This is a genomic window from Sinomonas notoginsengisoli, from assembly GCF_021554725.1.
Taxonomy (GTDB): Bacteria; Actinomycetota; Actinomycetes; order Actinomycetales; family Micrococcaceae; genus Sinomonas; species Sinomonas notoginsengisoli.
The window spans coordinates 140486-158507 of sequence record NZ_JAIZDP010000001.1 but is presented as its reverse complement, the minus strand read 5'-3'; the positions used below and the strand labels follow the sequence as shown (position 1 = coordinate 158507).

General features: G+C 69.2%; 22 protein-coding genes and 1 riboswitch. Of the genes, 2 read left to right on the top strand and 20 right to left on the bottom strand.

The window, feature by feature from the left end; translation table 11 throughout:
- Window positions 1-5: 5 nt before the first annotated feature.
- From trpA to hisI, 7 genes are all read right to left on the bottom strand, one after another.
- Window positions 6-815 (bottom strand): tryptophan synthase subunit alpha, encoded by an 810-nt coding sequence (gene trpA, locus LF262_RS00715; RefSeq protein WP_235778379.1) that lies wholly within the window; start codon window positions 813-815, stop codon window positions 6-8.
- Window positions 812-2185 (bottom strand): tryptophan synthase subunit beta, encoded by a 1374-nt coding sequence (trpB, locus tag LF262_RS00710; protein WP_235779238.1) that lies wholly within the window; start codon window positions 2183-2185, stop codon window positions 812-814. Before trpB ends, trpA begins: the two co-directional genes overlap by 4 nt.
- 99 nt (window positions 2186-2284) lie before the next feature.
- On the bottom strand, window positions 2285-3112 hold the full coding sequence (gene trpC / locus LF262_RS00705; RefSeq protein ID WP_235778378.1) for an indole-3-glycerol phosphate synthase TrpC: 828 nt from the start codon (window positions 3110-3112) through the stop codon (window positions 2285-2287).
- Entirely contained in the window at window positions 3112-3375 is a 264-nt protein-coding gene (locus LF262_RS00700; RefSeq protein WP_235778377.1) for an HGxxPAAW family protein, read from the bottom strand. The genes trpC and LF262_RS00700 overlap by 1 nt, the downstream gene beginning before the upstream one ends.
- Window positions 3376-3449: 74 nt before the next feature.
- A complete protein-coding gene (locus tag LF262_RS00695) occupies window positions 3450-4139 on the bottom strand; it encodes a Trp biosynthesis-associated membrane protein (RefSeq protein WP_235778376.1) in 690 nt (229 codons plus the stop codon).
- A complete protein-coding gene (locus tag LF262_RS00690; protein WP_235778375.1) occupies window positions 4132-5715 on the bottom strand; it encodes an anthranilate synthase component I in 1584 nt (527 codons plus the stop codon). The genes LF262_RS00695 and LF262_RS00690 overlap by 8 nt, the downstream gene beginning before the upstream one ends.
- Before the next feature lie 82 nt (window positions 5716-5797).
- Window positions 5798-6193 (bottom strand): phosphoribosyl-AMP cyclohydrolase, encoded by a 396-nt coding sequence (gene hisI, locus LF262_RS00685; RefSeq protein ID WP_235778374.1) that lies wholly within the window; start codon window positions 6191-6193, stop codon window positions 5798-5800.
- A 114-nt stretch (window positions 6194-6307) separates the two neighbouring features.
- Between hisI and LF262_RS00680 the strand changes: the two genes are divergently transcribed.
- Window positions 6308-6952, top strand: a complete 645-nt coding sequence (locus LF262_RS00680; RefSeq protein ID WP_235778373.1) for a TIGR03085 family metal-binding protein — start codon at window positions 6308-6310, stop codon at window positions 6950-6952.
- A 54-nt stretch (window positions 6953-7006) separates the two neighbouring features.
- Window positions 7007-7471, top strand: coding sequence for a hypothetical protein (locus tag LF262_RS00675; protein WP_235778372.1), 465 nt, complete (start codon window positions 7007-7009; stop codon window positions 7469-7471).
- 10 nt (window positions 7472-7481) lie between these two features.
- Here LF262_RS00675 and hisF read toward each other — a convergent pair whose 3' ends face one another.
- The 13 genes from hisF to def all read right to left on the bottom strand — a co-directional run bounded on the left by hisF (window position 7482) and on the right by def (window position 17965).
- Window positions 7482-8255 (bottom strand): imidazole glycerol phosphate synthase subunit HisF, encoded by a 774-nt coding sequence (hisF, locus tag LF262_RS00670; protein ID WP_235778371.1) that lies wholly within the window; start codon window positions 8253-8255, stop codon window positions 7482-7484.
- A gap of 13 nt (window positions 8256-8268) precedes the next feature.
- Window positions 8269-9117: an ATP phosphoribosyltransferase gene (gene hisG, locus LF262_RS00665; RefSeq protein ID WP_235778370.1), complete on the bottom strand. Its 849-nt coding sequence runs from the start codon at window positions 9115-9117 to the stop codon at window positions 8269-8271.
- A gap of 83 nt (window positions 9118-9200) precedes the next feature.
- Entirely contained in the window at window positions 9201-9464 is a 264-nt protein-coding gene (locus LF262_RS00660) for a phosphoribosyl-ATP diphosphatase (protein ID WP_235778369.1), read from the bottom strand.
- A 13-nt stretch (window positions 9465-9477) separates the two neighbouring features.
- Window positions 9478-9951, bottom strand: a complete 474-nt coding sequence (gene ribH, locus LF262_RS00655) for a 6,7-dimethyl-8-ribityllumazine synthase (RefSeq protein WP_235778368.1) — start codon at window positions 9949-9951, stop codon at window positions 9478-9480.
- A gap of 54 nt (window positions 9952-10005) precedes the next feature.
- The gene (ribA, locus tag LF262_RS00650) at window positions 10006-10689 is read right to left on the bottom strand and encodes a GTP cyclohydrolase II (protein ID WP_235778367.1); all 684 of its coding nucleotides are present in this window, start codon (window positions 10687-10689) and stop codon (window positions 10006-10008) included.
- Window positions 10686-11327 carry a 3,4-dihydroxy-2-butanone-4-phosphate synthase gene (gene ribB / locus LF262_RS00645; RefSeq protein ID WP_235778366.1) on the bottom strand — a complete coding sequence of 214 codons (642 nt, stop codon included), beginning with the start codon at window positions 11325-11327 and terminating at the stop codon, window positions 10686-10688. Before ribB ends, ribA begins: the two co-directional genes overlap by 4 nt.
- A complete protein-coding gene (locus LF262_RS00640) occupies window positions 11324-11965 on the bottom strand; it encodes a riboflavin synthase (RefSeq protein WP_235778365.1) in 642 nt (213 codons plus the stop codon). The genes ribB and LF262_RS00640 overlap by 4 nt, the downstream gene beginning before the upstream one ends.
- A complete protein-coding gene (gene ribD / locus LF262_RS00635; RefSeq protein WP_372462695.1) occupies window positions 11965-13017 on the bottom strand; it encodes a bifunctional diaminohydroxyphosphoribosylaminopyrimidine deaminase/5-amino-6-(5-phosphoribosylamino)uracil reductase RibD in 1053 nt (350 codons plus the stop codon). The genes LF262_RS00640 and ribD overlap by 1 nt, the downstream gene beginning before the upstream one ends.
- 47 nt (window positions 13018-13064) lie before the next feature.
- The gene (gene pnuC, locus LF262_RS00630; RefSeq protein WP_235778363.1) at window positions 13065-13826 is read right to left on the bottom strand and encodes a nicotinamide riboside transporter PnuC; all 762 of its coding nucleotides are present in this window, start codon (window positions 13824-13826) and stop codon (window positions 13065-13067) included.
- 83 nt (window positions 13827-13909) lie between these two features.
- Window positions 13910-14050: riboswitch (FMN riboswitch) on the bottom strand.
- A 155-nt stretch (window positions 14051-14205) separates the two neighbouring features.
- On the bottom strand, window positions 14206-14871 hold the full coding sequence (rpe, locus tag LF262_RS00625) for a ribulose-phosphate 3-epimerase (protein ID WP_235778362.1): 666 nt from the start codon (window positions 14869-14871) through the stop codon (window positions 14206-14208).
- Window positions 14872-16458, bottom strand: a complete 1587-nt coding sequence (locus tag LF262_RS00620) for an RsmB/NOP family class I SAM-dependent RNA methyltransferase (protein ID WP_235778361.1) — start codon at window positions 16456-16458, stop codon at window positions 14872-14874.
- Entirely contained in the window at window positions 16455-17375 is a 921-nt protein-coding gene (gene fmt / locus LF262_RS00615) for a methionyl-tRNA formyltransferase (RefSeq protein ID WP_235778360.1), read from the bottom strand. The genes LF262_RS00620 and fmt overlap by 4 nt, the downstream gene beginning before the upstream one ends.
- Window positions 17372-17965: a peptide deformylase gene (gene def / locus LF262_RS00610; RefSeq protein ID WP_235778359.1), complete on the bottom strand. Its 594-nt coding sequence runs from the start codon at window positions 17963-17965 to the stop codon at window positions 17372-17374. Before def ends, fmt begins: the two co-directional genes overlap by 4 nt.
- Window positions 17966-18022: the final 57 nt, after the last annotated feature.

The following is an 18022-nucleotide window of genomic DNA, read 5'->3' as shown; positions in this document are numbered from 1 at the left end:
GCCGATCAGGCCTCGGCCACAGTAGTGCGCTTCAGGCCCATGCGGAGCTCTGCGGCCAGGCGGCCGACGGCCTCCGGGCCACCGTCGCGGAGAGCGCTCACGAGCGCCGTGCCGACGATCACGCCGTCTGCGTAAGCCCCAATCTCACGCACTTGCTCGGCGTTCGAGACGCCGAGGCCCACGCACACGCGCGGAGCGCCCGCCTCGCGGGCTGAGTCGACCACGTGGCGTGCCGCAGCGTCGACCGCGGTGCGGGCACCCGTCACGCCCATGAGCGAGACGGCATAGGTGAAGCCTCGGGTCGCCGCGACGGTCATGGCCATACGCTCCGGGGTGGTCGAAGGCGCCACAAGGAAAACCCGATCGAGGCCGTACTTGTCGGAGGCCTCGAACCACTCGGATGCCTCGTCCGGAATGAGGTCGGGGGTGATGAGCCCTGCTCCCCCGGCTTCCGCGAGGCGGCGCGAGAACTCGTCGACGCCCATGCGCATCACGGGGTTCCAGTAGGTCATGACGAGAACCGCCGTTCCGAGGTCCTCCGTGGCCTCCGTAACCGCACGGACGACATTGAAGGCACTTGCCACCCGGAAGCCTTTGGCCAGGGCCTCTGTCGTGGCCGCCTGGATGACGCTGCCGTCCATGACGGGATCCGAGTACGGAATGCCGATCTCGATGATGTCTGCACCGTTGCGCGCGAGCGCGATGGCGGCGTCGATGCTCTCCTGGACGCTCGGGTACCCCGCGGGCAGGTACCCGACGAGGGCCGCACGGCCCTCTGACTTGGACTTCTCAATGACGTCGGCGACCTTGCTCACGCGATGCCCTCCTGCGTGTCGTCCTGCTCGGCGGAGTCGCCGACAGCGTCTTCCCCAACATGCGCAATGGTTCCCTTGGGCCGGCGGGTCGACAGGGTGGTCCCCTTGACCTGGCCGTTCTCGTCAAGCAGGCCGAACCACTCGGCCGCCGTCTCGACGTCCTTATCGCCTCGACCGGAGAGGTTGACGATGATGATCCGCTCGTGCGGGTCTCCTCCCTCAGCAGCAAGGCGCTGGCCTACCTTGATCGCGCCGGCCAAGGCATGTGAGGACTCGATCGCGGGAATGATGCCTTCGGTGCGGCACAGGAGTTTGAAGGCGTCCATAGCCTCCCCGTCGGTGATCGGCTCGTACGTGACGCGGCCGATGTCGTGCAGGTACGAGTGCTCGGGCCCCACGCCCGGGTAGTCGAGTCCAGCCGAGATGGAGTGCGACTCAATGGTCTGGCCGTCTTCGTCCTGCATGAGGTAGGAACGCGCCCCGTGGAGCACACCGGGCCGCCCGAGGGTGATCGTCGCGGCGTGGTGGTCCGTCTCCACGCCCTCGCCTCCGGCCTCGAAGCCGTAGATCCTGACGGAAGGGTCGTCCAGGAAGCCGTGGAAGATGCCGATGGCGTTGGAGCCGCCACCGATGCATGCGCAGACCGCGTCAGGGAGCTGGCCGGTCTGTGCAAGGATCTGCTCTCGCGCCTCCTCTCCGATCACTTCGTGGAAGAAGCGGACCATCGCGGGGAACGGGTGCGCGCCCGCCGCGGTGCCGAGGAGGTAGTGCGTGGTATCGACGTTGGCGACCCAATCACGCAGCGCATCGTTGATCGCGTCCTTGAGTGTCTGCGAACCGTTCGTCACTGGCACCACCTCGGCGCCGAGGAGCTGCATCCTCGCCACGTTGAGGGCCTGTCGCCGGCAGTCCTCGGCCCCCATGTAGACGACGCATTCCATGCCGAGGAGGGCCGCCGCAGTGGCACTCGCCACACCATGCTGGCCGGCGCCCGTCTCCGCGATGAGCCTCGTCTTGCCCATCCTGCGCGCCAGTAGTGCCTGACCGAGCACATTGTTGATTTTGTGGGAGCCCGTGTGGTTCAGGTCCTCACGCTTGAGGAAGACACGCACGCCGCCAGCGTGCTCGGAGAACCGCTTGGCCTCCGTCAGGAGGGAAGGACGGCCCGAGTAGTTGCGGTTGAGCTCCGCGATCTGGGCGAGGAACTCGGGATCGGCCTTGGCCTTCTCGAAGGTGTCCTCGACCTCGTCCAAGGCTGCGATGAGCGATTCTGGCATCCACCGGCCGCCGTAGGCGCCGAAGTACGGCCCTGTCGCGTGGCGAAGGCTTCCGGACAGGAAGGCATCCGCCGCCTCGCCCGCGCCCTGGATCGTCTCGTCCCGTTTGCCCGGGCTGCCTGCTGGCGTGGTCTCGTCCACGGGTCCTACCTTCCTTGCGGCGCGCACCCCTGGTACGGCGCCGTATCCTCGCTAGTGCGCTGCTAGGCGTTCGGCGATCGCCGCCGCTCCGGCGCGCTTGAAATCATGGATACACGTCAGCGGGTCACCGTGCGTCACGAGGGCTTCGCCGACGAGGACGGCACCGGCACCGAGCCTCGCATAGTAGGCGATGTCCTCAGGCCCACGGACGCCCGATTCCGCCACTGCGACCGCCCCCGCAGGGAGCCGGTCTGCGAGGCGGCCGAACACAGTGCGGTCGACGTCGAGCGTCTTGAGGTTCCGCACGTTCACACCCACGACCTTGGCCCCAACAGCAGCCGCCCTGTCGATCTCCTCCTCGGTGTGCGTCTCCACGAGGGCATTCATGCCGAGCTCATGGGTGAGGTCCAGCAGTCCGCGCAGCCGTGCGTCGTCGAGCGCGGCGACGATGAGGAGGACGAGATCAGCGCCGTGCGCCCGGGCCTCGTGGACCTGGTACTCCTCGACGGTGAAGTCCTTGCGCAGCACGGGGATGCTGACGGCGGCACGCACCGCGTCGAGGTCGGCCAGACTGCCGCTGAACCGCCGCTGCTCGGTCAGCACGCTGATGGCCGAGGCGCCACCGCGCTCGTACTGTGCAGCGAGGGACGCAGGGTCAGTGATCTCGGCGAGGTCGCCCTTCGAGGGGCTCTTGCGCTTGACCTCCGAGATGATTCTCAGCTCGCCCGCAGGCGCTCCACCACCGAGGGCTGCCCACGCGTCCAGAGCCGCCGGGCGTTCGGCGGAAGCCGCCTTGACCGCGGAGGCGGGGACGAGACGGATCCGCTCGGCGAGGTCCTCGCGGACGCCTGCAATGATGTCGTCGAGGACCGTCCGCATCAGTGCTGGTTCTTGAGCTTGCTGCCGCCAACCCCGTAGCCAGCCCGACGCATGGCCCAGCCGACGACTAGACCGATCGCGATCACCACAAGGCCGGCCCAGAAGATGGGCGCGTTGGCGAGTGCGAAGGCGATGCAGGATACGATCGCGCCGATCATCATGATGAAGACGCACGTCCAAGCGGCCGGGCTGTTCCCGTGGCCCAGGTCCTCACCGTGCAGGACCTCATTGCTGCTGGCCTGCGAACTGCCCGTGTTGCTCATCTCTTCTCCTGACGTTGCGTTGCTAGTGCCATTCTGCCATCTCCGGCGCAATGTGAAGGAAACGCTGGATGGGCTCAGTCAGTGGGGTCTTCGCCGCGCGAAAGCCGGTCCCAGCCGTCGATTCCGTCGACGGCACCGGCGTCGTCGCGGGCGGCACCTCGGGCGGTGTCCGGGCCTCCCTGCGGACGCTGAGGTGTTCGAAAGGGACGGGAAGTGGACAGTTCCGGTGCCTTCCCCGCCCGCTGGGCGGCGTCGTACCTGGTGCGGGTGGGCCAGAAGCGGGAGGCCACCAAGAGCAGCACGCCAGAGACGGCCAGGAGCACGCCCGCCGCGGCTGCGAGGAGGGGGTAGGGCGCGAGCGTGGTCGTGGCGTCAGAGCCCGCGAGGCCGGTCGCCTGGGCGATGGAGCCTTCGGCGGCCGCCCTCGGGTCGGCGAGCACGGCAGCGCACGCAGCGGTGACACCGACCCCGGCCAGCACGACGACGACCGCCGCCACTGCGCGGCCGATCCGCCCCGCGACTGCCGCGGCGAGAGTGCCCGCGAGCCCCACGAGCGCAAGCGCGGAGACCGATGTGGCGGCCTTGCTGCCCTGGACGCTCAGGTGCGCCGAACGTACCGCCGACCCCTGCACCTCGGCGTCAACCCACGTCTGCGTTGTCGCGCCGAAGGCGAGCAGTGCGAACACGATCGCGATGACCACGACGATCGGCTTGCGTGCCCACGTGGGCACCGGGCGCGATTCCCGAGCCCCTCCCTCAGGCATGGACGACCCCTGCCTCCATGCCCGCGGCCGGCCCGAGGCCCGTGATCGTCTCGGCCGGGCGGAGCGCGGAGGCGGTGTGGACCGCCCTCAGCGGCGCGGCGGCCTTGTTCACAGACTCCTGAGCCTCCGCCTCAGGGTCGGAGTCTGCGACGATTCCACCGCCGGACTGCACGAATGCCCGGCCTTCGCGCAGGAGCGCCGTGCGGATCGCAATCGCCATGTCCATGTCGCCGGCGAAGTCGAAGTAGCCCACCACCCCGCCGTACGTGCCACGGCGCACCGGCTCGACCTCATCGAGGAGGCGCAGCGCGCGGGGTTTCGGGGCTCCGGACAGCGTACCGGCGGGGAAGGTCGCGGCCAGCACGTCGTACGCCGTCGCGTCGGGACGGAGCTTGCCGTCAACCGTGGAGACGAGGTGCATGATGTGGCTGAACCGCTCGACCTCCATGAACTCGCTCACCTCGACGGTGCCCGGCCTGCACACCTTGGAGAGGTCGTTCCGGGCGAGGTCGACGAGCATGAGATGCTCGGCGCGTTCCTTCTCATCGGCGAGCAGCTCGTCAGCGAGGGCCTTGTCGGCCTCGACGGTGGCTCCACGGGGCCTGGAACCGGCGATGGGATGCGTCACGACCTGCTCCCCCGTCACCGTCACGAGCGCCTCGGGCGACGAGCCGACGATCGAGTACTCGCGGCCCTCCGCGTCTTCGAGCGTCAGGAGGTACATGTAAGGGCTGGGGTTCATCGTGCGCAGGACCCGGTACACGTCCAACGGCACCGCGTCGTACTCGAGCTCGAACCGGCGGGAGATGACCACTTGGAAGACTTCCCCGTCGTAGATGGCCTTCTTGCCGCGTGCTATGGCGTCGCGGTAGCCCTTCTCGGTCCACTGGTGGACAACCTTGTCCTGGTAGTCGCCCACGGCGCTCAGAATGTCCACGGCGGAGTCCGCGGGCCGCAGGAGTGCGGCGAGCATCCGCTGCAGGCGCTCCACCGCGTCCCGCCAGGCCTCGTCGACCCGCTCGTCGCTGTTGTCGAAGTTGATCGCGTTCGCGACGAGGGTGACCGTGCCGTCGACATTGTCGTGGACGGCCAGATCGGTCACGAGGTTCATCGCCAGCTCGGGCAGCTCGAGATCGTCCTCCGGAGGCGTGAGGAGCTTCTCCCAGCGGCGCACGGCCTCCCAGCCGACAAACCCGACCATGCCGGACGTCAGCGGCGGAAGGTCGTCGAACCGCTCGGTGCGCAGAGCCGCGACGGTATCGCGAAGGGCTTCGAGCGGATTCCCCGCCGTCGGCACTCCCACCGGCGGGTCCCCGATCCAGTGCGCCTCCCCGCCCCTGCTCGTGAGCGTCGCACGCGACGCCGCTCCGATGAACGAGTAGCGCGACCACGACCCGCCCACCGCGGCGGACTCGAACAGGAACGTCCCCGGCCGGGCGTCCGCGAGCTTGCGGTAGAGGCTGATGGGGGTCTCGGCGTCGGCGAGCACACGCACGTGGACCGGGACCACGCGGCGGTGCGCCGCCACTGCGCGGAACTCCCCGAGCGTGGGGCTGATGACTCCAAGGTCGTTCATGGGGTGGGGGATCGCTTTCGGACTCTGCGGGGTTGCGGCTTTTTCGGGGGGCTGCTGGACGAGCGGTTGTGAGGACGGGACCTCAGGCAGCTGGGCCGACGACGGCGTCCAGGCGCCGCCCGTCGAAGCACGTGCGAGTGCCTGTATGGCAGGCCGCCCCGATCTGGTCGACCCGCACCAGGAGTGCGTCGCCGTCGCAGTCCAGGGCGACGGACTTGACCCACTGCACGTGGCCCGAGGTGTCCCCCTTGCGCCAGTACTCCTGCCGCGAGCGGGACCAGAACGTCACGCGTCCGCTCGTGAGGGTCCGCTTCAGGGCCTCGTCGTCCATCCAGCCCACCATGAGGACCTCGTTCGTGTCGTGCTGCTGCACGACGGCGGCGACCAGGCCGGCGTCGTCCCTCTTCAGACGTGCGGCGAGGTCGGCGGGCAGGGGGCTGTCCTGCCGCTGCGCGGGTGGGGAGTTGTGCTCAGACATCCCCTCAAGTCTAGTCCGCCCCGGGCGGCCTCCCGCCCGGGGTGCGCGAAGGACGAATGCCGCGGGCCGGATGACTCGCGCAGAGGGCGCGCGCGCGTGCTAGGTTCGCCAGTGATGCACTTCGTAGACCCGTCGCGTGAAGTCCTGGCCGAGACGCTGCTGGCGGCCGGGCCGGGCGCGCCCACCTTGTGCGAGGGGTGGGAGACGCGCCACCTCGCGGCCCACCTCTATCTCCGCGAGCACAGCCCTCGCGTGGGGCTCGGCCTGCTCGTGAGGTCCTGGGCGAAGATCTCCGACCGGGCAACGGAGCGCCTCGCCGCCTCGCACACGTCCCGTGACGGCTATGCGGAGCTCGTCGAATCATTCCGCGGCGGCCCGCCGGCCTTCTCGCCCCTGCGCCTCGGCGCCTTGGACGAGGCAGCGAACCTGGCGGAGTTCTTCGTGCACACCGAGGACATCCGGCGCGCGACGGACCGCTGGGCCCCCCGCGCCCTCGACACTGCATATGCGGACGCACTGTGGGACGAGGTCGTCAAGCGGGCGGCGTTCCTCTACCGCGGGGTGGACCTCGGAATCGTCCTAGTGAACACGTCCGGGCCGCGGCACGTCGCCAAGCGTGCACCGGTGTCCGTGGCCATCGCGGGTGACCCGGGCGAGCTCCTCCTGCATGCCTCGGGCCGGCGTGCCCAGGCGCTCGTCACCGTCGAGGGCCAGCCCGACGCCATCGCCCTCCTTGACAGCGCCGAGATTGGACACTAGGGGCGCCCGGGGCCAGATCATCCATGCAACCTTGGGCGGTGGCAGGATGGAGCCATGACTGACTTCGAACCCCGCTGGGACATGATCACTCCCCTCTTCGCAGCCATCTCCGGCGAGGACCACGCCTACGCTCCGCACGAGGGTCCGGGGTCCGCGGATGCGACGGTCCTCGCGATCCCCACGGGAGATGTCCCGCAGCCACCAAAACTGCCCGAAGGCGGGGGAATCTCGGAGGCCCCCCTCGAGGAGTACGACGTCGTCGAGCTCACCATCTGGGGGCGGCCGGCGGCACAGGGGCGCATCGCCTTCGGGGACGGTGTGGCGGCGATCGGTGGCTTCGGCTTCGCGGCCGACGACGCCGACGGTCGCCTCGGTGCCGCGGTCGTCTCGGCACTGGCCGAGGAGGCCTTCCTCGAGGGCGCCGAATGGCTCGTCACGGTCATCGATGGGGATCCGGCCGCAATTCCCCCCTACCTCGCCCAAGGGTGGACCGAAGCCGCGAAGGTCAGCGCGCGCTGAGGCCTGCGCCTCAGCGGACGGGGAACCCGGCCTTGCGGATCGACTCCTTGACCCGCGCGATCATGTCATCCGGGCCGAAGTGGAACATCGACGCAGCGAGGACGGCATCCGCGCCGGCCGCTATGGCAGACGGGAAGTGCTTGGGCTCCCCCGCACCGCCTGAGGCAATGATGGGCACCTTCACGGCGGCCCTGATGAGGCGGATGAGCTCAAGGTCGAACCCCTCCTTGGTGCCGTCTGCGTCGATGGAGTTGAGCAGGATCTCGCCGACTCCACGATCCGCGGCCTCCTTGGCCCATGCGACGGCATCGATTCCGGTGCCCTTGCGGCCGCCATGGGTCGTCACCTCGAAGCCAGACGGCGTAGTCGTGCCGCCCTGCACTCGCCGCGCATCGAGTGAGAGGACGAGGACCTGCGATCCGAAGTGGCGGGTGATCTCGTCGATCACGTCTGGGCGGGCGATGGCGGCGGTGTTGATCGAGGCCTTGTCGGCCCCCTCGCGGAGGAGGCGGTCGACGTCGTCCACTCCCCTCACGCCGCCGCCGACGGTGAGCGGGATGAAGACCTCCTCGGCGGTGCGGCGCACGACGTCGAAGGTCGTCTGCCGGTCCGACGAGGAGGCGGTGACGTCGAGGAACGTCAGCTCGTCTGCGCCGGCCGCGTCGTAGCGGTGCGCGAGCTCGACGGGATCGCCGGCATCGCGCAGATTGAGGAAGTTCACACCCTTGACGACGCGGCCTGCGTCGACGTCGAGGCAGGGGATCACACGGACAGCAACGGACATGCTGGCTCCTGTCCTAGATACGGCACGCGTGGATGCTGCTGACCAGGATGGCGCGGGCGCCAAGGTCGTACAGCTCGTCCATGATCCGATTGGTCTCGCGCTTGGGGACCATCGAGCGCACAGCGACCCACTCCGAATCGCGCAGCGGCGACACGGTCGGGGACTCGAGTCCCGGGGTGAGGGCAGCCGCTCGCTCCACGAGGTCCTTGCGGATGTCGTAGTCCATGAGGACGTACTGGCGGGCCACGAGCACGCCCTGGAGGCGCCGGATGAGGACATCGATCGCTGCCAGGCTGTGTCCGGTCCGCCCGATCAGGACGGCCTCGGACTTGAGCAGCGGCTCGCCGAACACCTCCAAGCCCGCGGCCTTGAGCGTGTTGCCCGTCTCGACCACGTCCGCAATCGCGTCGGCTACCCCGAGCCGCACCGAGGACTCCACGGCGCCGTCAAGCCGGACCACCCGAGACGCCGTGATGCCGCGCTCGCCGAGGTAGCGGCGCACGAGGCCGTCATAGCTCGTCGCGATGCGCTTGCCCTCGAGGTCCTCGAGCTTGGTGAACTGCCCGACGGGCCCGGCGAAGCGGAAGGTAGAGGACGCGAAGCCGAGTGAGAGGAGTTCCTCCGCCTCCACCTCGGCGTCGAGCAGGAGGTCGCGACCTGTGATGCCGACATCGAGGGTGCCGCGGCTCACGTAGACGGCGATGTCCCGTGGACGCAGGTAGAAGAACTCGATGTCGTTGTCGGGATCGACCATGACGAGTTCACGGCCGCCTTCGCGGCGCTGGCGGTATCCGGCCTCGGACAGCATCGACGAGGCGGCTTCGGAGAGGGATCCCTTGTTGGGGACGGCTACACGGAGCATGGTGGGCTTTCTGGCGTGGGGACGTGTGGGGGCGGCTGACGCCGCGGTCTGCCGGGGGTCCGAGGACGTGGAGCATGCCGCGGCTACAGATGGCGGTAGACGTCCTGGAGGGCGATCCCCTTGGCCAGCATGAGCACCTGCAGATGGTAGAGAAGCTGCGAGATCTCCTCAGCCGCTTCCTCGTCCGTCTCGTACTCGGCGGCCATCCATACCTCGGCGGCCTCTTCGACGATCTTCTTGCCGATTCCGTGCACTCCGGACTCCAGTTCGGCGACGGTACGCGATCCGGCCGGGCGCTTCTCGGCCTTCTCGCTGAGCTCGGCGAACAGTGTCTCGAAATCCTTCACGCCCACAAGACTACTAGAGCGATCGGAGCGTCATCGCCGTCAGGAGTGCGGCGGAGGTGGCCTCGTGGCCCTTGTCCTCCTTCGAGCCCTCGAGGCCAGCTCGGTCGATCCCCTGCTCCTCGGTGTCGCAGGTCAGGACGCCGAACCCGACCGGTACACCGGTACGCACCGTCACCTCGGTAAGGCCCATGGTCGCGGCCTCGCACACGCACTCGAAGTGCGGAGTTCCACCGCGGATCACGACGCCGAGCGCCACCACGGCGTCATGCGTCTCAGCGAGCTTCCCGGCGGCGACGGGCAGCTCGAAGCTGCCCGGAACGCGCACCACTGTTGGCGAGACGATGCCCGCATCCGACGCCGCCCGCAGGGCGCCCGCGAGGAGCCCGTCCATAATCTGCGTGTGCCAGCTGGCAGCAACGATTGCGAGTCTCAGTCCGGCAAACTCGGGGTTGTCAAGGGACAGGGTTGGGGCGCCGTGGCCGCTCATGCGGGGATTCCTTTTGTCTAGGGGTGTGTCAGTGGATGCTGTCTGGTGCGGTAGTCAGTCGGACTCGCCGATGATGCGCAGGCCCGCTTCCTGGGCGTCGAGTCGGAGGAGGTGCTCCATGCGCTCCTTCTTGGTCCGCAGGTACCGCAGGTTCTCCGCACGCGACGGGACCTCCGTAGGCACCATCTCGACCACGTTCACGCCGGACTTCGCGAGCCGGCGCTTCTTGTCGGGGTTGTTGCTGAGCAGCCGGATGTGCGTCAGCCCCATCTCGGCCAGGATCTGCGCGGCCGCCGTGTACGAGCGCGCGTCCACGGGAAGCCCGAGCTGCTCATTCGCCTCGACCGTGTCGAAGCCGGCTTCCTGGAGCGAATAGGCCCGGATCTTGTTCGCGAGTCCGATCCCGCGGCCTTCCTGTCCGCGAAGGTACAGCAGCGTCCCGCCCTGCGCCCGGATGAGTGCTAGCGCATAGGCGAGCTGCTCGCCGCAGTCACATCGGTAGGAGCCGAACACATCACCCGTGAGGCATTCCGAATGGAGACGCACGAGCGGCGGTACGTCGGGCGGCAACGGCTCGGGCGAGCTCACCGCGAGGTGCTCGGCGCCGGTCGCCTCGTCGATCCAGGCCTGTGCGACGAAGTCCCCGAACGCCGTAGGAAGCTTGACGACAGGGCCGCTGGAGACGACGTGGGGCCGGTCAGTGTGTGCTGGTCTGCCCCGGGACGGACTCTTGCTCATCGGTCTGCTCCTTGCGCCGCCAGGTACTCTGCGAGGTCCTCGATCGAGATGAGCGGGCACCCGTGCTCGTCCGCGAACTCACGCAGGCCGGGAAGCCGCATCATCTCTCCGTCATCATGCACCACCTCGGCAATGACGCCCACGGGGGCAAGGCCGGCGAGGCGGCACAGCTCAACGGCAGCCTCCGTGTGGCCCTGGCGCGCGCGCACGCCCCCCTCGACCGCGCGCAGCGGGAAGATATGCCCGGGGCGCGTGAAGTCTGCGGGAACGGAGGAGGCGTCGGCGAGAGCTGAGACAGTCTTCGCCCGGTCGGTCGCGCTGATACCAGTGGTCACGCCGGAGCGGAGGTCGCATGAGACGGTGTAGGCGGTTCCCTTCGCGTCCTGGTTGTCCTCGACCATCGGCGGCAGAGCCAGACGATCGGCGACCTCGCCGGGCATCGGCACGCAGATGACCCCCGAAGAGTATCGGATCGTCCAGCCCATGAGAGCGGGTGTGGCGTGCTGGGCCGCGAAGATGATGTCGCCCTCGTTCTCGCGGTCCTCGTCATCGACCACGAGGACGGGGCGTCCGCCGCGCAAGGCGTCGACGGCAGCCTGGACGGGCTCGAGCCGGATGACATGCAGGGTCCTGGTCACCGCTGGGCCTCCTGCCCCGCGAGGGCGGCCTGCGGGCCGAAGGACAGCAGCCTCGCGGTGTACTTCGCAAGCACGTCCACCTCGAGGTTGACGGCTCCCCCCACCGGCTTCGCCCCGAGGCCGGTCTCCGCCAGCGTCGCCGGGATGAGGGCTACCTCGAACCACGGCTCAGACGCCTCCGCGGTGCTCACGGCCGTGACCGTCAGGGAGATGCCGTCCACCGCGATCGAGCCCTTCTCGGCGATGTACCTTGCGAGGTCCGCCGGCACCGAGAAGCACAGACGGTTCCAGTTCGACAGTGGCTCCCGCTCAAGCAGAGTTCCCACGCCGTCCACATGGCCTTGGACGACGTGCCCGTCGAGCCTGCCTCCCGCGGGCACGCACCGCTCGAGGTTGACCCGATCGCCCTCTGCGAGCAAGCCGATCGTGGTCCGCGCGAGGGACTCGCCCATCACGTCGACGGTGAACCGTACGCCGTCATTCGTGACGGCGGTAAGGCAGCAGCCGTCCACTGCGATCGAGCCGCCGAGCGGCAGGTCGCGCGCAAGCGTTGGAGCCGCCAGGGTCAGCACCGCGGCGTCGCCCGTCATGCGGACCTCCTCGACGGTACCGCGCTCGGCGATGATTCCAGTGAACATCAGTCGGTCTCCTTGGAAGATGCGGAGGCAGCCGGCCGGCTGTCCGCTGACGATGGAAGAAGATGGAGCCTGAGGTCCGCTCCGAGCCTGCGAACGGCGCCGCCGTCCGACTCGTCCCAGTCCCAGTGCTGCGCATCCGCGAGGGTGCGGATGCCGAGGTCGCTGACCGCGCTGTTGCCGGATCCCAGAATCGTCGGCGCCTGGTAGACGATGAGCTCGTCGACGAGTCCGGCGGCGAGGAACGCGGCGATGATGCGCGCGCCGCCCTCAACCATGGTGTGGCGGACGCCGAGGGCGAAGAGCTCCTCGAGTGCCGCTGCCGGGTCTTGGGTCCGCAGGTGCGCGAAGCGCCCGTCGCCGCCGCGCACGGCGGCTCCTTCGGGCACGTCGCGCAGGCCCATGACGGCACGCACGGGCTGGTGGTCAAGGAGCGAGCCGTCCGCAGCCCGTGCGGTGAGCCTGGGATCGTCGATCGCGACCGTCTGGCTCCCGACGAGGATGGCATCGATTCTCGAGCGGGTTGCATGGTTGTCCTCGAGGGACTCCGGGCACGTGATCCACTGGCTTGTCCCGTCCTCGGCCGCGATCCGGGAGTCGAGGGTCTGGGCCATGTGCAGGGTGATGAAGGGGCGGCGGTCCGCGACGGCTGCGAGCCACCTGCGATTGAGCTCGGTTGCCTCCACCGCTCGTACGCCCGACTCGACCGCGACGCCAGCTGAGCGGAGCCTCGTGGCGCCGCCGCTCGCGACATCGTGAGGATCGTCGATCGCGTAGACGACTCGCGAGACCCCCGCGGCGATGAGCGCCAAGGCACAGGGGCCGGTACGGCCGGTGTGGTTGCACGGCTCGAGGGTGACGTACATGGTCGCCCCGGTCAGGTCGATCCCCTCGCGGGTCGCGCTGGCTATCGCATCCGCCTCCGCATGCGCCGTACCGGCTCCCCGGTGCCAGCCCTTGGCCAGCACCGTTCCGTCCCGGCCCACGGCGAGCGCTCCCACCAGCGGGTTGGCTCCTCGCACGCCCCGAAGGGCGAGGGACAAAGCCTCGTCCATGAAGGCAAGATCCGACGCCGAGACGGCAGACCTCGTGTTCTGCGCCGTCATCCCGCCACAGCCCCGCTCGTCCCAGCCCCGCTCGTCAGGGCCTCCGCGGCGGGGGTCATTCCGGCAGCGGCCCTGCGTTGGGCACGCAGCCACACGAAGAAGCCCGCAAGAGTGAAGGCACCGTAGAAGGCGTACATCACCGCGCTGGCGACATACCCGGCGCTGAACAGGAGCGGCACGCCCACGAGGTCAACAGCGACCCAGATGAGCCAGAACTCCGTCCAGCCGCGGGCCATGCCATAGGTAGCCAGCAGGGAGCCCATGAAGGTCCATGCGTCGGCCCACACGGGCGGGTAGGAGCCCAGCACCGAGAAGAGTGGTGTGAGGGCCGCAGTCCCCGCTGCCATGGCTACGACGAGTCCGAGGCGTGCCTGTCCCCCAGCCCACCTCGGCGCGATGGCGCCGCTCTCGGCGGACGGCGAGCTCCCGGCGTCGTGCGCAAGCGCTTGACTGCGAGCCCGCCGCCACTGGACCCAGCCATATCCGGAGACAGCCAAGAACATGATCTGCCGTCCCGCCTGGCCGTACAGGGTCACTGACCCGACACCGGACTCCGGCGCGAGGCCTACCGCGGCGCCGGCGAAGACAGTCAGGAGAATGAGATTGCCCGCGATTCCAGCGGGCCATGCCCACACGCGGCGGGTCATCCCGCCGAGGGCGCTCGCGAGGCCGAAGGCATTGCCTACCACCTCGCGGAGAAGGAGCGCCGATCCCGCCACGGGGACCTGCGCCGTCAAGAGCCACTGCATGAAGTCCATCGCAACCATCCTTCCCTTCACCGCAGCGGCTCCGGGGTTGCGACAGATGCAATGCGCTGCCAGACGCAGCACACCGCAGACTGCACGTGCTTCTCCCATCCAGACTTTGACTGTCGGTGCCGGAATTTCACCGGCTCAACCAGCACCCCCACTCATGTAGAGCGGGCGGCCGGGTCGCGGACTATCACCGCCGGTTCGGACTTTCACCGACCCCGGAGCACGTTGTTCATTGATTCAGCCGTTTGGCTGTCCCGTCAAGTCCGCCCGTTCTCGTACCGGAAAGACGTTTGATGACGGTTCAACCAAACCGCTGGGACCATTCTGCCACACCGCCAACCATTCCCGGGGTGCAGTGTCACAATCCCTGCACAGGTCCCCCTCAGACCCGCGTTGCCGCCTGTGCCAAGGCCCGAAGCCGCTCGACGGCAGCCTCTGGGTCGTGAGCCCCGTAGACCGCAGAACCGGCGACGAAGACATCGGCTCCCGCCTCCGCTGCGCGCTCGATCGTCGAGGCCGAAATGCCGCCGTCCACCTGAATGGCGACTCGCGCGCCGCTTCGGTCAACAGCTGCGCGCGCGCGCCGGATCTTCGGCAGCGTGACATCGAGGAACGCCTGTCCCCCGAACCCCGGCTCCACGGTCATGAGGAGGAGCATGTCGAGCTCGCCGAGCATATCGAGGTAGGGCTCGACCGGGGTGACTGGGCGCAGCGCCATGCCTGCCTTCGATCCCCGAGCGCGCAGTTCACGCGCGAGCTTGATCGGCGCAGTCGCCGCCTCGGCGTGGAAGGTGACTGATGCGAGTCCCGCACCCGCGTACAGCGGCGCCCAGCGGTCGGCGTCGGCAATCATGAGGTGAACGTCCAGGGGAAGGGGGCTGACCGTCTGGATCCGCTCGACCACCGGCAGGCCGAGCGTGAGATTGGGCACGAAGTGGTTGTCCATGACGTCGACGTGCACGGCGTCCGCGCTCCCGATCCGCGCTAGCTCGGCTTCGAGGTTGACGAAGTCGGCGGAGAGGATGCTCGGATGGATGCGGCAGGTCACTTAGGGCTCCTTCGTCGAGGCCGTGGCGGCGGGCAGCTTGCGGAACAGGGCGAGGAACATCGCGTCCGTCGAGTGGACGTGCGGCCACAGCTGCGCCGTGCCGTCGTGGCCGGCGGCCAGCGGGCGGAGGGCCACGGCGTCGAGCGCGGCGCCCGCGTCGAGGAGCTCAACGTCGTCCCGGCGCCGCAGAGCGTCCGCGACCACCACAGTCGTCTCGGCGGGATGCGGGGAGCACGTGATGTATCCGACCACGCCGCCCGGGGCTGTAGCGTCGATCGCCGAGTCCAGGAGGGCACGCTGGAGCGGCCCCAGCTCGGCGAGGTCGTTGGCGGACCTTCGCCACCGGGATTCGGGGCGCCTACGGAGCGCGCCGAGGCCAGTGCAGGGGACGTCGGCGATGACACGGTCGAACTCGCCCGGATGCTCACGCCCGATGGCGCGGCCATCCCCGGTGCAGACCTCCCAGATGCGGTCGGGAACGGGCTTGAGCGCCTTGCGCACGAGCTCGGTACGGTGCGGCGCGACTTCATTGGCCACCAGGGTCGATGCACGCTCGGCAGCGAGCGCACCGAGGAGCGCAGCCTTTCCTCCCGGGCCCGCGCACAGGTCGAGCCAGCGCTCACGAGCCGGCCTTCCGGGTCCGCTGGGCGGCTGTGCGGCACGCGCCAGTGGCACCGCGGCGACGGCCCGGGCCACGAGCTGGGAGCCGACGTCCTGGACGCGCAGGGTCCCATCGCGCACCGAGGACCAGCGACCGAGGTCGCCGCCGCCCGAAAGCGCGGATCCTTCGACGAGCTCGCCAGCCTGGGCGCCCGCTTCGAAGGCTTCGTCCAGCTTCCCCAGACCGGGCAGCGCGACGAGGTTGACCACGGGCGCGGCGTTGTCCGCCTCGAGCAGGTCGTTGATCTCGTCGGCGCTGCGTCCATGGGTCACGAGAGACTGCCTCAGGGCCCGCACGATCCATGCAGGATGGGCGTACCGGAGCGCCTCCCGCTCGGTGGAGTCGGGCTGTGCGGCCACGAGTCCCGCAAGCCACTCGTCCATGCCCTTCTCGCTCACGCGGCGCAGTACAGCGTTCACCAGGGAGGCGGGCCCGGCGCCGACCACGGCGCGCGTGAGGGCCACTGTCTGATTGAGTGCGGCGTGGGCCGGCACCCGCATGGCCAGGAGTTGGTGCGCGCCGAGCCGCAGCGCGTCGAGGATGGCGGGATCGAGCTGGGACAGCGGGCGGTCCACATTGAGCGCCAGGACCGCGTCATAGGTTCCCTGCGACCTCAGGGTGCCGTAGGCAAGCTCCGTGGCGAAGGCCGCGTCCCGCCGGTCGAGACGGTGGTGCCGAATGCGCTGAGGAAGCACGAGGTTTGCATACGCGTCGTCGCGGGACACGGCCCGAAGCACCTCGAACGCGACGAGCCGCGCCGGGTCCGCGGCACGCGACCGCTGGCTCGGAGACTGCTGGCTGAAGTGGCGTGACGCCCGGTCACCGCGGTTCCTCTCGCGGCCCTGGGCGTCGCGCCGAGGCTCACGACGCCGCCCGCCGTCGCCTCGGGAACTGCTGCTGCGGCCGGACCCCTCACGCTCGCTCATCCGAGCACCGTCCCTTCGATGTTCCCGGCGCCTCTGGCCCAGTCTGAAGCGGGCATCATCTTCTTGCCGGCGGGCTGGACGCGCGTGAGCTCGAGTGCATGGGTACCCGTGCCGACCATGACCGCCTTTCCGGCCCAGGCGAGATGCCCGGCTGGGATGTCCTCAATGTCCGGGCGCAGGCGTGGGGGCTCCAGCTTGAGTCGCTGCCCTCCGAGCAAGGTCCATGCACCGGGCTCCGGGGTGACACCGCGTGCACGGCGGTGGAGCGCGACGGCGGGCAGCGACCAGTCGAGTCGGCCGTCCTCGAGCGTGAGCTTCGGCGCGAACGTCGGCTCTCCGGCCTGCGGACGGGGCTCGAGCCGTCCTGCGGCCATGCCCGTGAGAGTCTGCGCCAGCAGTTCCGCCCCGCTCACGGAGAGCTCATCGAGGAGTTCACCGCTTGTCGCTTCCGGCCCGGGAGCGAGTGTGAGCGTGCCATAGACGGGTCCCGTGTCCAGACCCTCTTCGAGGCGGAACGTCGACGCTCCGATGACGTCGTCGCCATGGATCACGGAGTACTGCAGCGGTGCCGCCCCGCGCCACGCGGGCAGCAGCGAGAAGTGCAGGTTGATCCAGCCGTGCACCGGCACGTCTAGCGCCTTCGGCGGGACGATGCCACCGTAGGCGACGATGGCCGCCGCATCGGGAGCCCAGTCCGCAAGCTGGGACACCACCTCGTCCGTAATGCGGCTGGCCTTCACGATTGGAAGCCCGAGCTCTTCCGCACGGGCGGCGACCGGCGACGGCGCGAACACCCGCTTGCGGCCCACAGGAGCGTCCGGGCGTGTCAGTACCCCCACGAGCTCGAATCCTGCCTCGACGAGCCGGTCGAGGGACGGTACTGCCAACTGCGGGGTTCCGGCGAAGAGGACCTTCATGCGCGGACGCCCTGCCCGAAGCTTCCTATCGCTGCGTGGCCGCCGCCGAAGGCAGACTCGATGTGCGCCGACCGTTTGCTCAGCGTGGCATCGACGCGCGAGTGATAGTCGATCGCGCGGATCGCCCGCAGTGCCGCCCTGCGGTCCTCGCCGTCCAGGCGATCCGGGAAGAGGATCCCATCCAGATGATCGGTCTCATGCTGGGCGATGCGCGCGAGGAGGCCCTCGGCGTCGAACGCGACCGGGTTGCCGTCGGCATCGAGTCCGGTCACTCGCGCACGCGCCCGGCGGCGGACGGGGAACGCGACGCCGGGAATGCTGAGGCAGCCCTCGATCGCATCGTCCTGGAAGTCCTCGGAGAGCTCGAGGACAGGGTTGACGACGTAGCCCCGTTCTCCATCGATCTGGTACGTGAAGACCCGCTGCCCGACGCCCACTTGGGGCGCCGCGAGTCCGGCGCCATCGACGTCTTCCATCGTCTCGAGCATGTCTTCCACGAGGCGCGTGAGCCCCGCACCGAAGTCCGTCACCGGTTCTGCGACCGTGCGCAACACAGGGTCGCCGATGATCCTGATGGGCAAGACGGCCATGTTCGGTGCCTTTCTCTCTGGTTCACGGGGAGGACGGGGGGTTTGGGACCCCGCGCC